Source organism: Brevundimonas sp. SH203 (assembly GCF_002157625.1).
GTDB lineage: Bacteria > Pseudomonadota > Alphaproteobacteria > Caulobacterales > Caulobacteraceae > Brevundimonas.
In genome coordinates this window covers 750,087-767,310 of record NZ_BDMM01000001.1, presented here as the reverse complement: position 1 = coordinate 767,310, position 17,224 = coordinate 750,087, and the positions used below count along the sequence as shown (strand labels likewise).

At 67.7% G+C, this 17,224-nt stretch carries 16 protein-coding genes; 9 read left to right on the top strand and 7 right to left on the bottom strand.

Annotation, left to right across the window (positions count from 1 at the left end):
- Positions 1-11 precede the first annotated feature (11 nt).
- Complete coding sequence (locus SH203_RS03805) at positions 12-446, top strand: DUF1003 domain-containing protein (protein WP_234989365.1); 435 nt, start codon at positions 12-14, stop codon at positions 444-446.
- 100 nt (positions 447-546) lie between these two features.
- Here SH203_RS03805 and SH203_RS03800 read toward each other — a convergent pair whose 3' ends face one another.
- The gene (locus SH203_RS03800) at positions 547-1,122 is read right to left on the bottom strand and encodes a superoxide dismutase family protein (RefSeq protein ID WP_087119493.1); all 576 of its coding nucleotides are present in this window, start codon (positions 1,120-1,122) and stop codon (positions 547-549) included.
- Positions 1,123-1,245: 123 nt separating this feature from the next.
- On the opposite strand from SH203_RS03800, the gene gyrA reads away from it, so the two are divergent.
- From gyrA to SH203_RS03775, 5 genes are all read left to right on the top strand, one after another.
- Entirely contained in the window at positions 1,246-4,017 is a 2,772-nt protein-coding gene (gene gyrA, locus SH203_RS03795) for a DNA gyrase subunit A (RefSeq protein ID WP_087119492.1), read from the top strand.
- 142 nt (positions 4,018-4,159) lie between these two features.
- Complete coding sequence (locus SH203_RS03790; protein ID WP_087119491.1) at positions 4,160-4,975, top strand: aminotransferase class IV; 816 nt, start codon at positions 4,160-4,162, stop codon at positions 4,973-4,975.
- A gap of 83 nt (positions 4,976-5,058) precedes the next feature.
- Positions 5,059-5,547, top strand: a complete 489-nt coding sequence (coaD, locus tag SH203_RS03785) for a pantetheine-phosphate adenylyltransferase (protein ID WP_087119490.1) — start codon at positions 5,059-5,061, stop codon at positions 5,545-5,547.
- 8 nt (positions 5,548-5,555) lie between these two features.
- Positions 5,556-6,431, top strand: a complete 876-nt coding sequence (locus SH203_RS03780) for a peptidylprolyl isomerase (protein WP_087119489.1) — start codon at positions 5,556-5,558, stop codon at positions 6,429-6,431.
- Positions 6,432-6,463: 32 nt separating this feature from the next.
- Complete coding sequence (locus SH203_RS03775; RefSeq protein WP_087119488.1) at positions 6,464-7,333, top strand: peptidylprolyl isomerase; 870 nt, start codon at positions 6,464-6,466, stop codon at positions 7,331-7,333.
- A gap of 4 nt (positions 7,334-7,337) precedes the next feature.
- Here the strand turns inward: SH203_RS03775 and SH203_RS03770 are convergent, their stop codons facing one another.
- Positions 7,338-8,435, bottom strand: a complete 1,098-nt coding sequence (locus tag SH203_RS03770) for a Ppx/GppA phosphatase family protein (protein WP_087119487.1) — start codon at positions 8,433-8,435, stop codon at positions 7,338-7,340.
- 227 nt (positions 8,436-8,662) lie between these two features.
- On the opposite strand from SH203_RS03770, the gene phhA reads away from it, so the two are divergent.
- Positions 8,663-9,538, top strand: a complete 876-nt coding sequence (gene phhA / locus SH203_RS03765; protein ID WP_087119486.1) for a phenylalanine 4-monooxygenase — start codon at positions 8,663-8,665, stop codon at positions 9,536-9,538.
- Positions 9,539-9,655: 117 nt separating this feature from the next.
- Here phhA and SH203_RS03760 read toward each other — a convergent pair whose 3' ends face one another.
- From SH203_RS03760 to SH203_RS03740, 5 genes are all read right to left on the bottom strand, one after another.
- A complete protein-coding gene (locus SH203_RS03760; protein ID WP_087119485.1) occupies positions 9,656-10,954 on the bottom strand; it encodes an MFS transporter in 1,299 nt (432 codons plus the stop codon).
- 7 nt (positions 10,955-10,961) lie between these two features.
- Positions 10,962-12,299, bottom strand: coding sequence for an N-succinylarginine dihydrolase (gene astB, locus SH203_RS03755; protein ID WP_087119484.1), 1,338 nt, complete (start codon positions 12,297-12,299; stop codon positions 10,962-10,964).
- Positions 12,296-13,711: a succinylglutamate-semialdehyde dehydrogenase gene (astD, locus tag SH203_RS03750; RefSeq protein WP_087119483.1), complete on the bottom strand. Its 1,416-nt coding sequence runs from the start codon at positions 13,709-13,711 to the stop codon at positions 12,296-12,298. Before astD ends, astB begins: the two co-directional genes overlap by 4 nt.
- 153 nt (positions 13,712-13,864) lie before the next feature.
- On the bottom strand, positions 13,865-14,872 hold the full coding sequence (locus SH203_RS03745; protein WP_087119482.1) for an arginine N-succinyltransferase: 1,008 nt from the start codon (positions 14,870-14,872) through the stop codon (positions 13,865-13,867).
- 1 nt (position 14,873) lies between these two features.
- On the bottom strand, positions 14,874-16,124 hold the full coding sequence (locus SH203_RS03740; protein ID WP_087119481.1) for a hydrolase: 1,251 nt from the start codon (positions 16,122-16,124) through the stop codon (positions 14,874-14,876).
- 97 nt (positions 16,125-16,221) lie between these two features.
- Between SH203_RS03740 and SH203_RS03735 the strand changes: the two genes are divergently transcribed.
- Both SH203_RS03735 and arsC read left to right on the top strand, forming a co-directional pair.
- The gene (locus SH203_RS03735) at positions 16,222-16,764 is read left to right on the top strand and encodes a hypothetical protein (protein WP_087119480.1); all 543 of its coding nucleotides are present in this window, start codon (positions 16,222-16,224) and stop codon (positions 16,762-16,764) included.
- Positions 16,764-17,105: an arsenate reductase (glutaredoxin) gene (gene arsC, locus SH203_RS03730; RefSeq protein WP_087119479.1), complete on the top strand. Its 342-nt coding sequence runs from the start codon at positions 16,764-16,766 to the stop codon at positions 17,103-17,105. Before SH203_RS03735 ends, arsC begins: the two co-directional genes overlap by 1 nt.
- The last annotated feature ends 119 nt before the right edge of the window (positions 17,106-17,224 follow it).

Sequence of the window (17,224 nt, the reverse complement as noted above, 5' to 3'; positions counted from 1 at the left end):
AGGAGCCGCCCGTGACCCGCACCCCGCTCGACGCCGATCATGTCTCTCGCCGCTGGCTGGGCAAGGCCGTGCGCGAACTACCCGAGCCGGAGGCCAGCGTGGTGGCCAGCGCGGCCGACCGCCGCCCGATCTCGGAGGACATCAACGAGACCTTCGCCGATCACCAGACCTTCGGCGAGCGGCTGGCGGACCGGGTGGCGGCCTTTGGCGGCTCCTGGCCCTTCATCATCGGGTTCGGCGTCTTTTTGGCGCTGTGGACGATCACCAACGTCCTGCTGCGGAAGGAGGCGTTCGATCCCTATCCGTTCATCTTCCTGAACCTGGTGCTGTCCATGCTGGCGGCGGTGCAGGCGCCGGTGATCATGATGAGCCAGAACCGGCAGGCGGCCAAGGATCGGCTGGACGCCGGCAATGACTATCAGGTCAATCTGAAGGCCGAGATCTAGATCATGGCCCTGCTGGAAAAGGTCGAGCATCTGACGGCCCGGCAGGAGGAGCAGACCGAACTGATCCACCGCCTCCTGGCCGAACGCGGGCGCTGACCGATCAGCTGGCGCTGAGCGCCGCGCAGGCCACGCGGTCGCCGGCGCCGCCGATGGGTTGGGTCGTGTGGTCGTCGGGATTGGCGTGGATGATGATGGCCGAACCGTCGGCGTCCCACAGCCACTGGCCGGGGCCTTCCGAGGAAATGCGGGCGCGGGTGGTGAACAGCTCGGCGTTCACCTTGCCGTCCGCGCCGGCGTAGATGTTGGGCAGGTCGCCGTCGTCGGGACCGGCGGGGTTCAACAGGCCGTGCGGCTGTTTCGGTTCGCCGTGGTTGATGTGGGCGCCGGACGAGGTGAAGGGCGCGGCGCAGGCCCCCGTGGCGTGGATATGGATGCCGTGCCAGCCCGGCGTCAGGCCCGAGGCCTCCACCTTGATCAGCAGGCCTGTCGGCCCCTGGCGCAGATCGACGCGGCCGATGTTGGCGCCCGAGGCGTTGACCAGGATCGCCTGGCCCGTGGCGCCGACGGGGGCGCGTTCGACGATGGCTTGCGGGGCGTTGCCGGTCGCGGCGCAGGCCGTGGTCAGGGCCAGCGGCGAGGCGATCAGAAGGGCGGCGGCGAGCGTATGGGCGCGCATATGAAAAGTCCTTTCAGAGACGGGCTTTCACGGTTGGCGTCGCTTTGCCACCGGGCCCCTTGAATGCTAGAAATCGTCACAACGGATCACGTTCCGATTCCGGCCGCATAAAGCCACGCTTCATTGACCGACGACAGCTACGAAAACGCCGCGACCCCGATTAATAGCGGAGGCGGCGGCTCCGACATTTCCACGATCACGATCGAGGACGAACTGAAGCGTTCGTACCTCGACTACGCCATGAGCGTGATCGTCAGTCGCGCCCTGCCTGACGCGCGCGACGGCCTGAAACCCGTTCACCGGCGCATCCTGTATTCGATGCACGACCTGAACATGACGCCCGAGCGCGCCTATTCCAAGTGCGCCCGCGTGGTCGGCGACGTGCTGGGCCGGTTCCACCCCCACGGCGACGCCTCGGTCTATATGGCCCTGGTGCGGATGGCGCAGCCCTTCTCGATGGGGCTGATGCTGGTCGACGGCCAGGGCAACTTCGGTTCGGTCGACGGCGATATGCCCGCCTCGATGCGTTACACCGAGGCCCGGATGGCGCCCGCCGCCGTCGCCCTGATGACCGACATCGACAAGGACACCGTCGATTTCCAGCCCAACTACGATGAGAAGGAGCTGGAGCCGGTCGTCCTGCCGAGCCGGATTCCGAACCTCTTGGTCAATGGCGCGGGCGGCATCGCCGTCGGCATGGCGACCAACATCCCGCCGCATAATCTGGGCGAGGTCGTGGACGCGGCCCTGGCCCTGCTGGACGATCCGAACATTTCGGACGACACCCTTCTGGACATCGTGCCCGGTCCCGACTTCCCGACCGGGGGCGAGATCATGGGCCGCACGGCGCCGCGCAACGCCCTGCGCGACGGTCGCGGCTCGGTCGTCGTGCGCGGCCGCGCCTCCATCGAGGAAATCCGCAAGGACCGCGAAGCCATCGTCGTCACGGAACTGCCCTATCAGGTCAACAAACAGACCCTGATCGAGCGGATCGCCGAAATGGTTCGCGAAAAGCGTCTGGAAGGCATTTCCGACGTCCGCGACGAATCCGACCGCCAGGGGATGCGGATCGTCATCGAGCTGAAGCGCGACGCCTCGGGCGATGTGATCCTGAACCAGCTGTGGCGCTACACCGCCATGCAGTCGTCGTTCGGCGTCAACATGCTGGCGCTGAACCACGGCCGGCCCGAGCAGATGGGCCTGCGCGCCCTGCTGGAGGTCTTCCTGGACTTCCGCGAGGAGGTGGTGGTCCGCCGGGTCAAGTTCGAACTGGCCAAGGCCCGCGACCGCGGCCACGTGCTGGTCGGTCTGGCCGTCGCCGTCGCCAACATCGACGAGGTGATCCACATCATCCGCTCGTCGGCCGATCCCAGCGAGGCGCGCGAGCGTCTGCAGGCCAAGGCCTGGCCGGTGGGGGACATGATGGCGCTGGTCGAGCTGATCGCCGACCCGCGCTCGGTCATCGTCGAGGGCGACAAGATCCGCCTGACCGACGAACAGGCGCGCGCCATCCTGGCCCTGACCCTGTCGCGTCTGACGGGCCTGGGCCGCGACGACATCTTCGGCGAGGCGCGCAGCCTGGCCGATACCATTCAGGGCCACCTGACGATCCTGTCGGACCGCAAGAACGTCCTGGCCATCATCCGCGACGACCTGATCGAGGTGAAGGACAGGTTCGCCGTCCCGCGTCGCACCCTGATCGGGGAAGGCGACGGCGAGATGGAGGACGAGGACCTGATCCCGCGCGAGGACATGGTCGTCACCGTCACCCATACCGGCTATGTCAAGCGCGTGGCGCTGAACGCCTATCGGACCCAGCATCGCGGCGGCAAGGGCCGCAGCGGCATGGCGATGAAGGACGAGGACGCCATCACCAGCGTCTTCAGCGCCTCGACCCACACGCCGGTCCTGTTCTTCGCCACCAACGGCAAGGCCTACAAGCTGAAGACCTGGCGTCTGCCGCTGGGCAATCCGCAGTCGCGCGGCAAGGCCTTCGTCAATCTGCTGCCGATCGAGCCAGGCGACAGCATCATGAACGTGCTGCCCCTGCCCGAGGATGAGGCGACCTGGGGCGACTATGACATCATGTTCGCCACCAGTTCGGGCGACGTGCGCCGGAACAAGCTGTCGGATTTCGCCACGGTGAACCGCGCGGGCAAGATCGCCATGAAGCTGGAAGGCGACGACCATATGGTCGGCGTCGGCCTTTGCACCGCTGACGACGACGTGCTGCTGACCACGGCGCTGGGCCGGGCGATCCGCTTCAAGGCCGACGACGTGCGGGTCTTCAAGGGCCGGGATTCCACCGGCGTCCGGGGCGTGCGCCTGCAGGACGGCGACGAGGTCATCTCCATGGCCATCCTGGGCCGGGTGGACGCGACGCCGGAAGAACGCTCGGCCTATGTCAAACACGCCAACGCCATGCGTAAGGCCCTGGCCGGCGCCGAGGGCGAGGAAGACGCCGCTCCGGTCGAGGCCGATGACGAGGCGACGGCCGACGCGGTGCTGTCGGTCGAACGCATCGCGGAACTGGGCGCGGCCGAGCAGTTCATCCTGACGGTCACGGACACCGGCTTCGGCAAGCGGTCCTCGGCCTATGAATATCGCCGCACGGGTCGCGGCGGTCAGGGGCTGACGGCGCACGGTCTGGGCGGACGCGCGGGCACCCGTCTTGCGGCGGCCTTCCCGGTCGAGGAGAGCGACGATCTGCTGCTGGTCACATCGGGCGGTCAGATGATCCGCACCCGTATCGATCAGGTCCGCATCGTCGGCCGCTCCAGCCAGGGCGTCACCATCTTCCGCACCGGCAAAGACGAAAAGGTCGTCTCGGTCGAACGCCTGCCGGAAAGCGGCGGCGATGACGCCGAAGTCGCGGGCGACGAGGGCGAGGGCTGATCAGGTCAGGGGTGTCCGCTCATCCCGGCGAAGGCCGGGACCCAGTGCTTTGGGCGAGTACCTTTGATCGCTTCGCATCAAGGTCGTCCAACGCACTGCCGAGCGACAGAACTGGGTCCCGGCCTTCGCCGGGATGAGCGGAATGGAGCCTCCAGTGGACATCCTGATCGACGGCCAGCCCGCCACGCCTGACGATCTCGCCCATCAGGCGCTAGTCAGCTACGGCGCCTACACCTCGTTTCGCGTGGAGCAGGGAGGCGTGCGGGGTCTCGACCTGCATCTGGCGCGACTGGAGCAGGCGGCGCTCGAACTGTTCGGCGACAGCCCCGGCGAGGGCGAACTGTGTCGCCTGATGGCCCAGGCGGTCGGGGGGCGCGACGCCTGCTGGCTGAGGGTCAGCCTGTTTTCGCCCGAGATCGGCCATCGCGCGCCATCTTTCGTCGGTCGCCCCAGGGTGATGACGGTGGTTTCGCCGCCTCCGCCGCCTCTGGCCGCCTCGATCCGCGTGACGCCGATCATCTATGAGCGCGAGGCGCCGCATCTGAAACACGTCGCGACGATGGGGCTGATCCGCGCCCGCCGCGCCGCCCGCGCCGACGGCTTCGACGATGCGCTGTTCGTGGATGCGCAGGGACGGATTCTGGAAGGTTCGCTCTGGAACATCGGCTTTATACAGGGGGAACGAATCATCTGGCCTGAGGGACCGATGCTGGCGGGCGTGACCCAGGCCCTGATCCAGCGAGGGCTGAGCGACTTTGGTCTGGCGTGTGAAAGCCGCCCGGTTGCTCTGGCCGATCTGTCGGATTTCGACGGCGCCTTTCTGTGCAACAGCGCCACGCCCGCCTGTCCCATTACGGCCATCGGCGATGTCGCCTTCTCTGCCGATCCGATAATTCTGGACCGGCTGGAGCGCGCCTGGGCGTCGCAAACGCCGCAAGCCATGGCGCCGCGACGATGACGAAGCTGTCAGGCGTCTAGGCCGCTCATTTCGCACCTGCTAAACGACGCCGAACGGCAGGCGACAGGCTGGGGAGACACGCCATGCGCATCGGACTTTATCCGGGCACCTTCGACCCGGTGACGAACGGGCACACCGACATCATCAAGCGTGCGCTGAAGCTGGTGGACCGCGTAGTCATCGGCGTGGCGCGCAATGACGAGAAGGGGCCGCTGTTCACCACGGACGAGCGCGTCCAGATGCTGCAGGACGAGGTCGCGGGCCTGGCCGGCGACATCGTGGTCGAGCCCTTTTCGAACCTGCTGATGCATTTCGCCGAGGAAGTGAACGCCAACGTCATCATCCGGGGTTTGCGCGCGGTCGCCGACTTCGAATACGAATTCCAGATGACGGCCATGAACCAGCGCCTCAATCAGAACATCGAGACGGTATTCCTGATGGCCGATCCACGGCATCAGGCCATCGCCTCGCGCCTGGTCAAGGAAATCGCCCGTCTGGACGGCGCGATCGACAGTTTCGTCAGCCCCGCCATCGCCGAGCGCGTGCGGGACAAGGTCAAGAACGGGATTTGAGAACGACTATGCGTAAGGCGATCATCGCGGCCGGCCTCGCCGCCCTTCTGGCCTCCAGCGCGGTCCAGGCCCAGACGGCCGCGCCGGCCGCCGCCCCTGTCGCGGCCTCGGCCGCCGACTGGCGCACCATCGCGCCCGAGAACCTTCTGGTCATCGACACCGCCAAGGGCCGCATCCTGGTCGAACTGGTTCCGGTTGCGGCGCCCAACCACGCTGAACGCATCCGCACCCTGGCCAATCAGGGGTTCTACGACGGGCTGAAATTCCACCGCGTCATTCCCGGCTTCATGGCCCAGACCGGCGACCCCAAGGGCACGGGCGAGGGCGGCAGCGAACTGCCCGACCTGAAGGCCGAGTTCAACTTCCGTCGCGGCCGCGACGCCGGCTTCGTCGCGGTGCCGAACGCGGGCGCCGGTCTGCGCGGTCTGGTCGGCGATCTGCCGGTCCAGACCCAACCCGACGCCCAGATGATGGTCACGGCCGATTTCAAGGTCGACGCCCACGGCCTGTTCTGCCCCGGCGTGCTGGGCATGGCCCGTTCGGGGGCGCCCGACAGCGCCAACAGCCAGTTCTTCCTGATGATGGGCGCGCGCGATCAGCTGGACGGCGTCTATACCGCCTTCGGCCGCGTGGTGTCGGGCATGGATGTGCTGGACAAGATCAAGAAGGGCTCGGACGCCGAGGACGGCAAGGTGACGGACCCTGACGTCATGACCCATGTTCGCATGGCCTCGGCCCTGCCGGAGGGGCAGCGCCCGACCGTGCGCGTGCTGAACGCTTCAAGCGCGGCCTTCGCCGACCGGATCGCCGCGACCCGCACCGCGCGTGGCGCGGCCTTCAGCATCTGCGACGTCCAGCCGGTGGCCGAGGTCGTCGGCGGCTGAGGCCGCATTCAACATCAGGAGGGGTAGGGGACATGGTTCGAAACGCATTGGCGGCGGCGGTCCTGTCCGCCCTTCTGTCCGGCCCGGTTCTGGCGCAGGAGGCGTCGCCGCCTCCGCCCCCGCCGGCCCCGACCGATTGGCGCGCCATTTCGCCCAACGATCTTCTGGTCATCGACACGACCAAGGGGCGCATACTGGTCGAACTGGCGCCCGAGCTTGCGCCCGCCCATGTCGAGCGGATCAAGCTTCTGGCGGCACGCGGTTTCTACGACAATCTGGCCTGGCACCGGGTGATCGACTGGTTCATGGCCCAGACCGGCGATCCGCTGGGCACCGGGGAGGGCCAGAGCTGGTATCCCGATCTGAAGGGCGAGTTCACCTTCCGACGCGGGCCGGACATGGCCTTTACGCCCGTCGCCGCCCCGACCGGCTCCCTGATCGGCTTCGTCCGCTCTGTGCCGGTCCAGACCCAGCCCGACGCCCTGATGTCCGGCACCGGCGACAAGAAGGTCCACGGCTGGGGGCTGTATTGCCCCGGCGTCGCCGGCATGGCGCGTGACGAGGGCAACGACACCGCCAACAGCCAGTTCTTCCTGATGCGTCAGGCCTATCCGGCTCTGGAAAAACGCTACACCGTCTGGGGCCGCGTGGTGTCGGGTCTGGACGTGGTGCGCACCCTGAAGGCCAGTCCGAACCCGGACGGCATCGTGACCGAGCCGGATCGCATGACCCGCGTGCGTCTGGCCGTCGACTTGCCCCAGGCCGAACGCCCCACGGTGCAGATGATGAACACGACCTCGGCCGCTTTCCGCGCCCTGGCTGACCATGCGCGTCAGGCCAAGGGCACCGACTTCTCGGTCTGCGACATCGATGTGCCGGTGCAGGTGACGCCGGGGGCGTAAAGCCTCAGCTCGCCGAACCCCGCCCGCGTCCGCGCCGACGACGGCGGCGACGCGGGGGTTTCTGGTCCTCGCGCATCCTCTGCAGCAACAGACCTTCGCGCAGGCCCCGGTCGGCGACGCGGACCCTTTCGGACGGCCAGGCGCGCTGAATGGCCTCCAGGATCGCGGCGCCGGCCAGCACCAGATCGGCGCGGTCAGGGCCGATGCAGGCCTCGCGCGCGCGTCCTTGCGGCCCCAGCGCCTTCAGCCGATCAGCCGCCGCCTCGCACTCGCCGCGCGTCATCCACAGTCCATCGACCCGGTCGCGGTTATAGCGCGGCAGTTTCAGGTGAATGCCCGCCAGGCTGGTGATCGCGCCCGAGGTGCCGATCAGGTGCGCGCGGTCGCGTCGCAACAGGTCCAGCATTCCGTCGTCCTGAATGCCGCCGTCCGCCAGGGCCGCGCCCATGTCGGCGACCATGGCCTGGTACCAGGGTTCGCCTGCGTTCTCCGGCTCCGGGTGGCGTTCGGCCAGGGTGACGACGCCCAGCGGCGCGGACATCCAGCCGGTGGTCCGCCATTCCGCATCGTCGCGCTTCAGCCACGACAGTTCGGTCGAGCCGCCGCCCACGTCGATGATGACCACGCCCTCGGCCCGGGGATCGATCAGGTTCAGGCAGCCCTCGACCGCCAGCCGCGCTTCCTCGGCCGGGTCGATGATACGCAGGCGCAGGCCCGTGCCTTTTCGCACCCGGTCGATGAATTCCGCGCCGTTCTCGGCTGCACGGCAGGCCTGGGTGGCGACCGCGCTCAGACGCGCCGATTCCACGCCCTTCCTGACGATCCGTTCGGCGCACAGGGCCAGGGCGTCATAGGCCCGGTCCATGGCCTGCGGGTCCAGCCGCCCGGTGCGCGACAGGCCCTCGCCCAGGCGCACGATGCGGCTGAAACTGTCCACCACGCGAAAGCCGTCGCGCGAAGGCCGCGCGATCAGCAGCCGACAATTATTGGTCCCCAGATCGAGCGCGCCATACAGCGGCGCATCCCGACCCGACGCATCCCGCGGACGGGACGGCTGGGACCGCTCGTCGCGCCGTCGAGGCGCGCCGGGGGTCTCCGGCATGGGTCGTCATTCCGATGTGGGCGGTCCGAAGCGGCGCCCGTCCCCGTCAGCCTAGCGCGCGAAGATCATCCGCGCCAAGCCATTCTGTCAGGAAGATGAACAGACCGGCGTGGCCTTGTCCGCCCCGCGCGGCATTTCCAAATCCCGTCGATCGGACAGGCGAACGCGCGGACGGTGGAAGACGGCGCAAGTCCTCGATAGACTGGGCAAAAGATCAGGAGCGTACCATGTCCGACTTCGAACACGTCTTCGAACAGCCGCCCGAGGGCGCGGCCGCCGACTGGACCATCCCCCAGAACTGGGCCGCCTATACCGAGGTCGAGCACCAGACCTGGGACACGCTTTACGCCCGCCAGATGAAGATCCTGCCGGGTCGGGCCTGCGAGGCCTTTCTGAACGGGCTGAAGGCGCTGGACCTGAATGCGGGCGGCATCCCCGATTTCGACGTCATCAATCCCAAGCTTCAGGCCCTGACCGGCTGGACCGTGGTGTGCGTGCCGGGGCTGGTGCCGGACGAGGTCTTTTTCGACCATCTGGCCAACCGCCGCTTCGTCTCGGGCCAGTTCATCCGTAAGCCGGATCAACTGGACTATCTGCAGGAGCCGGACATCTTCCACGACGTCTTCGGCCATGTGCCGATGCTGACCGACCCGGCCTTCGCCGCCTATATGGAGGCCTATGGCAAGGGCGGACAGCGGGCGGCGTCGCTGGGGATGCTGCCGAACCTGGCGCGGCTGTACTGGTACACGGTCGAGTTCGGCCTGATGCAGGAGGCGGACGGTCTTCGCATCTATGGCGCCGGCATCGTGTCCTCGGCCACAGAGAGCGTGTTCGCGCTGGACGATGCGTCGCCGAACCGTCTGGGCTTCGACCTGCAACGGGTGATGCGGACCCTCTATCGCATCGACGACTTCCAGCAGGTCTACTTCGTCATCGACAGCCTGGAAGCCCTGAAGAACGAGACGTTGAAGGATTTCGGCCCGGTCTATGCCGCCTTGAAGGGGCAGGACGCTCTTGCCATCGAAACCGTCCTGCCGACCGACCAGGTCTTCACGCGCGGCACCCAGGTCTATGCCGACAAGGGAGGGCGGTTCGCGGCCTGAGGCCATTCCAACCTCGTCATCCTCGCCCTTGTGGCGAGGATCCATATACCCGGTGCTAGCGGTATATACTGGACGTATGGATCCCAGGGACAAGCCCTGGGATGACGGACAAGGTGGCTAAGTATGTGTGATCAGGCTGTTATGCTGCGTGTCGCGCATGCGGATGAAGGTGATCAGCGACACCCCGATCATGCCGGTCACATACCAGAAGAAGACGCTTTCCATCCCGACGCCCTTGAACCATAGGGCGACATATTCGGCCGTGCCGCCGAACACCGCATTGGCGATGGCGTAGGGCAGGGCGACGCCCAGGGCGCGGATATGGGCGGGGAATAGTTCGGCCTTCACCACCGCATTGATCGCCGTATAGCCCGACACGATCACCAGCCCGGCCAGGGCCAGCCCGAAGGCCGCCAGCGGGCTCTCGACCCGCGACAGCATCGTCATGATCGGCACGGTGAAGATCACGCCCAGCACGCCGAAGGCGACCATGACCGGCCGCCGACCGATCCGGTCGGACAGCGCCCCGACGGCCGGTTGCAGCAGCATGAAAATGAACAGGGCCGCCGCGCTGATCTCGGTCGCCGTGTTCTTGGGAAAGCCGGTCGTGTTGACCAGGAACTTCTGGAGATAGGTCGTGTAGGTATAGAAGGCCAAGGTGCCGCCCGCCGTCAGGCCCAACACCATGAAGGCCTCCTTGGGGTGTTTGACGAACAGCTGGACGGCGCTGGACCTGGGCTTGTCCCTGACGTCCTCGGCCCTGTGCGTCTCGTCCAGCCGCCGACGCAGCCAGAAGACGACGACCGCCAGCGCGGCCCCGACGAAGAAGGGAATGCGCCAGCCCCAGCTCGCCAGCGCCGTCTCGCTGAGCGTGTTCTGCAATACGATCAGCAGCAGGAGCGCGATCAGCTGGCCAGAGATCAGGGTGACGTACTGGAAGCTGGACCAGAAGCCGCGCCGGTGCGGCTCGGCCATTTCCGACAGATAGGTGGCGCTCGACCCGTATTCGCCGCCGACGCTGAGACCCTGAAGCAGGCGGGCGAACAACAGCAGGGCGGGCGCCGCAAGGCCGATGGTCGCATAGCCGGGCGTCAGGCCGATGATCAGCGAACCGGCGCACATCAGCGTCACCGAAAGGGTCAGCCCGGCCTTCCTCCCCCTGCGGTCGGCGTAGATGCCCATGATCCAGGCGCCGATGGGCCGCATCAGGAAGCCCACCGCGAACACGGCGGCGGCGCTCAGCAGTTGGGCGGTCGGGTCTTCGCTCGGGAAGAAGACGGGCGCGAAATACAGGGTGAAGGCCGCATAGGCGTACCAGTCGAACCACTCCACCAGATTGCCGGCCGAACCGCCGACGATGTTCCGAAGGCGGCGGGCGGGGGTCATGGTCGCGTTCGGGGTCGCATCGGCGGTCATCGGCGCGTCAACCTCTCTGGAAGGGATAGAAGTCGGCGCCGAGTTTCAGGATCGCCGTCAGTTCGTCCAGCGCGCCCCGGCTTTCGTCCAGCAGCTTGGGGTCTGCCAGATCGGCCGGACGCAGTTCTTCGCGATACCAGCGATTCGCCCAGTCCGACAGGCGCGCGTGCAGGGCGTCGGTCAGGCGCATGGCCGGATTGGTCGCCGCCAGTTCCGCCTCGGTCAGCACGACCCGCAGGCGCAGGCAGGCGGGGCCGCCGCCGTTCCGCATTGACTGGCGCACATCGACATAGCGCACCGTGCCGATGGGGCCGTTGGAGGCGGCGATGCGTTCGACCACCGCATGGCTGCGCGGATTGTCGCGCGTCTCGGTGGGACAGATCAGGGTCAGGCGGTCCTCGCCCGGAACCTGGATCAGCATGGAGTTGAACAGATAGCTGCCGATCGCATCGGCCAGCGGCAGGTCGGCGTTCGAAACCTCGACGAACTGCGGTTCGAACAGGCCGTCGGCGGCGCGGCGGATGGCGGCCTTGGTCGAATCCGTGTCCTCGAACGCCAGCTCGTGGAAGAACAGGGTGTCCAGCGCCCCGACGCAGACCACGTCGTTGTGGAAGGTTCCGCCCGCGATGGCCGCGCGCGACTGCTGGGCCAGGACCGGGCGGCCCGCCTCATGACGGCGGACGATGGCCTCTGAGGCCTCGCGCGTCTGGCGAGCGGGGAAGGGGCCGTCCCACGGCTCGAACGCTTCGCGGCCCCAGACCAGCAGATTGACCCCGCGACCGCCATGCGCGGCGCAAAGCCGGACGTGATTGGCCGCGCCCTCGTCGGCTAAATGCGCGACGGCGGGCAGGGCGTCGTGAACGGCGAACCGGACGGGGTCGGGGAACAGGGCGTCCAGCGCCCGCTTCGTCTGTTGGTGCTCCAGACTGCGGTGCAGATTGGTGTGCAGATTGGCGGGGGTGAAATGCACCCGGCCGTCCGCGGCGTCGGCGCTGGGCGTCACGGTCGCGGCGTTGGCGGCCCACATGGGCGAGGCCGAACAGGCGGCGGCGGCGAAGGACGGCGCGGTCCGCCACGCCTTCTCCAGCACCTGGGCGTCCGAACCGGCGAACCCCAGCGACCGCAGAAACGGGATGTTCGGCCGCTCATGCGGCGGCAGGACGAACTGGGGCAGGCCCAGGTCCGCCAGCGCCTTCATCTTGTCCAGACCCTGCAGCACTGCCGCGCGCGGGTTGGACGCCTCGCCCTTGTTCAGGCTGGACGCCAGATTGCCGGGCGACAGGCCCGCGTAGGAGTGGGTCGGCCCGATCAGACCGTCGGCGTTGGCCTCGACCGCCGTGATCATCGCAACCCCTTGATCTCGCCTTCGATATTGGCGACCGCGTCCGCCTCGAAACTGGCGACCGGATAGGCGCAGTAGTCTGCGGCGTAATAGGCGCTGGGGCGGTGGTTGCCGCTGGCGCCCAGGCCGCCGAAGGGCATGTCGCCGGCGGCGCCTGTGGTCGGGCGGTTGAAGTTGACCACGCCCGCGCGGATGCGGCGGATGAAGCGGTCCCAATTCTTAGGCTTGTCGCTGACCAGACCGGCGGACAGACCGTACCGCGTGGCGTTGGCGGCGGCGATGGCGGCCTCGAACGTCGGGACGCGGATCACCTGAAGGAAGGGGGCGAACATCTCTTCGTCCAGCACGTCCAGGCCGGTCACGTCGATGATGGCCGGACGAACGAAGGCGCCGGGCAGATTGCCCACCGGGCCGGAGGCGCTGATGACCTTGGCCCCCAAGTCGATGCGCTGCTGAAGGGCCTGAAGCGCGGTCTGGGCGGCGTAGGCCGAGATCAGCGGCCCGGCATAGGGTTCGGGATCGCTGTTCCACGGGCCGAAGATCAGGCGGTCGGACAGGGCGGCGACGGCCTCCACGATGGCGTCGCCCTGCGGCCCTTCCGGCACGATCAGGCGACGCGCGCAGGAGCAGCGCTGGCCGGTGGTGACGAAGGCGGACTGCACCACGATGCCCGCCACCGCCTCGGCGTCGGCGGCGTCCCAGACGACCAGCGGATTGTTGCCGCCCAGCTCCAGCGCCAGGATGACGTGCGGATCGTCGGCGAACTTCCTGCGGAAATGCGCGCCAGCCGCGCCCGATCCGGTGAACATCAGGGCGTCGATGCCTGCGTCCAGCAGGGCTGCGCCCGTCTCGCGCCCGCCCTGGACCACATTGACCACGCCGGTCGGCAGGTCGGCGGCGGCGAAGGCTTCGGCCATCACCTGACCGACCAGCGGCGTCTCTTCCGAGGGTTTGAAGACGACGGTGTCGCCCGCCAGCAGGGCCGGGACGATATGGCCGTTGGGCAGATGGCCGGGGAAGTTGAACGGGCCAAGCACCGCCGCCACGCCGTGCGGGCGGTGGCGCAGGGTGGCGCGGCCGAAAGCCGTGTCGTTGCTGCGCTCGCCCGTGCGCTCGTCATAGGCGCGGATCGAGATATCGACCTTGCCGATCATGGCGGCGGCTTCGGTCCTGGTCTCCCACAGGGGCTTGCCCGTCTCGCGGCTGATGGCCTCGGCGATCTGGGGCGCGCGGTCCTTCAGCACGGACTGATAGCGTTTGACGGCGTCGATCCGGTCCTGACGCGGGCGGTCGGCCCAGTCGGGGAAGGCGGCGCGGGCGGCCTCCACGGCGGCCTGAACCTGGTCCGGGCTGGCGGCTTCGCCTTCCCAGTTCACGGCCTCGGTGGCGGGATCGGTGGATTTGAAAACGGTCATGGCTCTACTCCAATCCGCTCATCCCGGCGAAAGCCGGGACCCAGTTCTTTCGCATCGTCGGTGTGTCGGACGACCACCGAATATCGATCTCACACATTCTCCGCCCAAAGCGCTGGGTCCCGGCTTTCGCCGGGATGAGCGGAGAGGGGAGGGTCACGATTTCACCCGCACAGCATCCCCCGCGCGAACCTTCAGCGCGGCGGCGGTTTCGGCGGTCAGGCGAACGGTCTCGCCTTGGATGTCCGCCTTGGCGCGGACGGCGCGGAAGTTCGCGACGCTGTCGGTTGAGATCAGGGCCGGCAGTTCGGCCTCGACCTGATCCGCGATCTCCACAGTCAGCAGGCGCGCATCGCGCACCGTGCGGATGTTGTCGCGCCCGCACGAGACGGTCGGGCCGGCGTCGAAGATGTCCACCAGCCCATTGGTGCGGAAGCCCTCGCTCTCCAGCAGGGCCATGGCGGGCACGCCCTGCGGATGGACCTTGCCGATCACGGCGCGGGCGGGTTCGGGCAGCAGTTCGACATAGATCGGATGGCGCGGCGCCAGATCGAGGATGAACTGTTTATCGGTCGATCCGGTCATCCGGTCGGCGTCGTCGAACTCCATCGGGAAGAATTTGTGCGCCACATGATCCCAGAAGGGGCAGGCGCCGTCGGGGGTGAAGACGCCGCGCAGTTCGGCCAGCACATTCTCGGCGAACAGGTCGGGTTGGGCGCCGATCAGCATGTATCGCGACTGGCTGAGCAGACGGCCCGCGCCGCCCTTGCGCCGGTCGGCCTTCAGGAACAGCGAACCGACCTCGGTCCAGCCGGTGCATTCGTTGACCAGCACCAGGGTCTGGTGATCCAGCTTGACCCCGATGGAGGGCGAGGAGGCGGTGTTGTTCACCACGCGGAACGAGAAGAAGGGGCGTTTCAGGCCCACCGTCGCCTTGACCGAGCCGATGCCGTCGATGTCGCCGGTGTCGCCGTCCTCCAGCATCAAGGTGTACCAGGCCTCCTGCGGCGTGACCTCGCCCCGGAAGCTGGCCTGGCTCAGCTCCAGCCGGTCGGACAGGATGTCGGGGTCTTCGGGCAGGCTGGTGAAGCCGGGACCGGACAGGATGGCCAGCTCCAGCAGGTGATCGAGGTCGGCGGGACCGGCGGGGCGGACGACAAGCATTCTACAGGGTTTCCATCCGCAGGGATTTCAGTTTGGCCGCGTCGATTTCGCCCGAGGCGACCTTGCACAGGATCAGGGCGCTGAGCTGGGCGCGTTCAACGAAGCTGTCGGGCCAGGCGAACTCCTGATCCGAATGGATGTCGCCGCCTCGGACGCCTAGGGTGTCGATGTTGGGCAGGCCGGCGGCGTGCAGATTATTGCCCTCGCACACCCCGCCCGACGGCTTCCAGGCGATGGGCTGGCCCAGCAGGGCGCCCGCTTCCTTCACCGCCTCGAACAGGGCGGTCTGGGCCGCGTCCATCGGCTTGGGCGCGCGGGTGAAGCCGCCGTGCAGATCAAGCGTCAGTCCCTCGAATGGCGGTGTGGCGGCGAGGCTGCGGACCTGGGCGTCGATCCAGTCGGCGGCGGCCTTGTCCGGCACACGCACGTTGAAGCGGACCACGGCGTTGTCGGCGACGACGTTCAGGGCGCCGCCGCCTGCGATTTTGGCGACATTGACGGTGACGCCTTCGCGCCGGCCGTTCAGCCCATGCAGGGCGGCGGCGATGAGGGCGGCCCCCGCCACCGCATTGCGCCCCTCGTCAAAGGCGCGACCCGCATGGGCGGCGCGGCCGGTGACGATCAGATGATAGTTGCCGCTGCCCTTCCTTGCCCCGGCCAGCGTGCCGTCGGCCAGAGCCGGTTCATAGGTCAGGCCGATGTGGCCCCGCGCGCCCAGTTCCGCCAGCAGGGGCGCCGAGGCGGGCGAGCCGATTTCCTCGTCGGGGCTGAGCAGCACGGTCCAGCCGACGCCGTGGCGGTCGGGGTGGGTCTCGAATGCCTCCAGCGCCGCCAGCATCACGCTGATCCCACCCTTCATGTCCGCCACGCCGGGGCCGTTCAGGGCGTCGTCCGCGCGGGTCGTCACGGTCTGGAACCGGCTGTCGGCGGGGAAGACGGTGTCGTAATGGCCGGTCAGCACGATCTGGATCGGCGCGTCGGGGCGGGCGGTGATCTTCAGGGCGTCGGCATGGGCCTCGGTCCGCACCGAACCGTCGTCGGCGACGGTGGTCGAGCCCTGCGTCGGCAACCGCTCGACCACGGCGGGTAGGCGGCGAGCTTCAGCCTCCAGCACATCCAGCATGGCGTTCAGACCGGCGGCGTTGCGGCTGCCGGAGTTGATGTTCGCCCAGTCGATGGTGCGTCCGATGACGGCCTCGCGTCGCGCGGCGACGTGGTCGAGGACGGCCTGGTCAGAGGTCAGAATCCGCATCGGCCGGACCCTAGACGGAGCGGCGGCAAAGGTGAAGGACGGGTCTGTAAGTCAGCGCCGATCATCGCTAGTTTCCGACCGAACAAGAGGCCCTGTCATGAATCGTGCGATCATCGCCCTGTGGCTGCGGGCCATGAATCCCTTGGCGCTGCCGCGCGGCATGGCCGAGGCGCAGCGTGCGGCGCGGTCCATGGTGTTCGGCCTGGCCATCGCCCTGGTCGTCGGTTTGATCCCGACCTGGTGGATGTTCACTTCCGGCTGGTTCGAGACGGCAATGAGCGGCGAATACGCCCGGATGGGGCTGAGCGCCGATCAGGTCGCTATGCAGCACGAGATGATGAAGGCCATCTGGCCTTTCGCCATCGTGTCCGGCGCGGTCTTCAGCATCATGCTCTATGGCGTTCTGGCAGCGGTTCAGTGGCGGATGATGACGCGGGCCATTCCCATCGTCATGCTGGCCCTGACGGCCTATGGCCTGGTGGCCAATATGGGGATGCGGCTGCTGGGCACGATGCCGACGCCGGAGTTGCCGCTATGGATCACCCTGACGACCTGGCCGGCGGCGGCGATCGCCGCCGTCATCTATGTGGCGTCGTTGCAGGGGGCGATGATGCTGCACCGTTTGCGGAGAGAACCCTGATGGCTGTGACCCTTTATCACAATCCGAAATGCTCGACCTCACGCAACGCCTTGGCCCTGCTGAGAGATCGGGGGATCGAGCCGACGGTGATCGACTATCTGAAGACCGGATGGGATCGGGCGACGCTCGAACGACTGGCCTCGCGAACCGGCGTCGGCATGGCGGGGCTGATGCGCCGCAAGGAGGTCGAGGCCAAGGCTCTGCTGGACGCCGGCGCCGATGACGAGACGCTGCTGGCCGCCGCCCTGGCCCAGCCGATCCTGATCGAACGCCCCATCGTCGAAACCGACAAAGGCGCCGTGGTCGGCCGTCCGTTGGAGCGGGTGCTGGAGGTTCTTTAGCGGGGGGCTCCCCCTTCCGCTCATCCCGGCGAAAGCCGGGACCCAGACCTTTGGGCGACAACTGTGTGCGATCAAAATTCGCTGGTCATCCGAGACGCCATCGATGCGAAAGAACGGGG

Bases quoted from the DNA above. Each gene is read 5' to 3' on its own strand.
- SH203_RS03800 (WP_087119493.1), bottom strand. From the start codon at position 1,122: ATGCGCGCCCATACGCTCGCCGCCGCCCTTCTGATCGCCTCGCCGCTG.
- SH203_RS03790 (WP_087119491.1), top strand. From the start codon at position 4,160: ATGGAGCCTCCAGTGGACATCCTGATCGACGGCCAGCCCGCCACGCCT.
- coaD (WP_087119490.1), top strand. From the start codon at position 5,059: ATGCGCATCGGACTTTATCCGGGCACCTTCGACCCGGTGACGAACGGG.
- SH203_RS03780 (WP_087119489.1), top strand. From the start codon at position 5,556: ATGCGTAAGGCGATCATCGCGGCCGGCCTCGCCGCCCTTCTGGCCTCC.
- SH203_RS03775 (WP_087119488.1), top strand. From the start codon at position 6,464: ATGGTTCGAAACGCATTGGCGGCGGCGGTCCTGTCCGCCCTTCTGTCC.
- SH203_RS03770 (WP_087119487.1), bottom strand. From the start codon at position 8,435: ATGCCGGAGACCCCCGGCGCGCCTCGACGGCGCGACGAGCGGTCCCAG.
- phhA (WP_087119486.1), top strand. From the start codon at position 8,663: ATGTCCGACTTCGAACACGTCTTCGAACAGCCGCCCGAGGGCGCGGCC.
- SH203_RS03760 (WP_087119485.1), bottom strand. From the start codon at position 10,954: ATGACCGCCGATGCGACCCCGAACGCGACCATGACCCCCGCCCGCCGC.
- astB (WP_087119484.1), bottom strand. From the start codon at position 12,299: ATGATCACGGCGGTCGAGGCCAACGCCGACGGTCTGATCGGGCCGACC.
- astD (WP_087119483.1), bottom strand. From the start codon at position 13,711: ATGACCGTTTTCAAATCCACCGATCCCGCCACCGAGGCCGTGAACTGG.
- SH203_RS03745 (WP_087119482.1), bottom strand. From the start codon at position 14,872: ATGCTTGTCGTCCGCCCCGCCGGTCCCGCCGACCTCGATCACCTGCTG.
- SH203_RS03740 (WP_087119481.1), bottom strand. From the start codon at position 16,124: ATGCGGATTCTGACCTCTGACCAGGCCGTCCTCGACCACGTCGCCGCG.
- SH203_RS03735 (WP_087119480.1), top strand. From the start codon at position 16,222: ATGAATCGTGCGATCATCGCCCTGTGGCTGCGGGCCATGAATCCCTTG.
- arsC (WP_087119479.1), top strand. From the start codon at position 16,764: ATGGCTGTGACCCTTTATCACAATCCGAAATGCTCGACCTCACGCAAC.